Below are 303 nucleotides of genomic sequence, written 5' to 3'. Positions count from 1 at the left end.
ATTAAATGACAAGTGTCTCTCCATTTTCTAGAGCGTTGATTGTGCTTTTTCGGTTTTGGAATCGCAACATACACGTGCTCTGATAAACGTTGCCTTTTGGTTGCTTGGATAAGTAAGTCCACTGTTAAGTTGCGTTTTAATTCCACAAGGATTAAGAGATCATCTTTTATAACTGCGACATCACAATCTTTGACTTCTCCATAAACCTCGTATCCCTTGCGCTTGAAGTACTTTTGTATTGGTTCGTATAGATCTGATTCCTTTAACTTCATTAAATCTTTCAATGTTAGCACCGTCCAATTT

At 37.0% G+C, this 303-nt stretch carries 1 protein-coding gene; it reads right to left on the bottom strand.

Annotated elements, in window-relative coordinates; all coding sequences use genetic code 11:
* Positions 1 to 284, bottom strand: a 284-nt coding sequence (locus AOA62_RS32155) for a hypothetical protein (RefSeq protein ID WP_218244048.1), incomplete at its 3' end; no start/stop codon positions are given.
* Between the last annotated feature and the right edge of the window lie 19 nt (positions 285 to 303).

This window comes from Pseudomonas sp. 2995-3 (genome assembly GCF_002742565.1).
Taxonomy (GTDB): domain Bacteria; phylum Pseudomonadota; class Gammaproteobacteria; order Pseudomonadales; family Pseudomonadaceae; genus Aquipseudomonas; species Aquipseudomonas edaphica.
Note: the sequence above shows the minus strand (reverse complement) of the source record. Positions and strands in the feature narration are given on the sequence as shown.